Annotated in this window: 1 protein-coding gene; it reads left to right on the top strand. The window is 41.8% G+C overall.

Annotated features, from left to right (window positions below; all coding sequences use genetic code 11):
- A partial coding sequence (locus FGF67_RS17320) for a hypothetical protein (RefSeq protein WP_158293246.1) occupies positions 1-483 on the top strand: 483 nt, incomplete at both ends.

The following is a 483-nucleotide window of genomic DNA, read 5'->3' as shown; positions in this document are numbered from 1 at the left end:
AGTAAGCTATGATGCGCCTAGCGATGATAGTGCTATTGCTGCTGAATTTGATGATCCTAATCCTGCTACAGCACAAGCCAACCTAGATGCTGATATCGCGGCTTGGGTAACGACGCAAACTAATAGTATTAATAGCAGTTTAGCGGGTGGGTGTTCACCTAACGTATCACATAATTTTGTAGATCAGTCTATTTCTTTTTGTGCGTCTGGTTCTATAACTATTACGTGGACAGTGGAAGATATCTGTGGGACTACTAATCCAACAGCTACCTATACATTCACTCAGCCTGATGGTATTAATTTCACACCGCCATCAAACGACAATGCTGATGCCTGTGAGTTTGATAATGCGGATCCTACTGCAGCTCAAAATGCACTGGATGCTGATATTGCAGCTTGGGTAGCGGCCCAAACTACCATTATCAATAATAGTTTAACAGGTGGATCTCCAACTGTATCTCATAACTTTACTAATCAGTCTAT

The organism is Allotamlana fucoidanivorans (genome assembly GCF_006265225.1).
Classification (GTDB): Bacteria; Bacteroidota; Bacteroidia; order Flavobacteriales; family Flavobacteriaceae; genus Allotamlana; species Allotamlana fucoidanivorans.
Note: the sequence above shows the minus strand (reverse complement) of the source record. Positions and strands in the feature narration are given on the sequence as shown.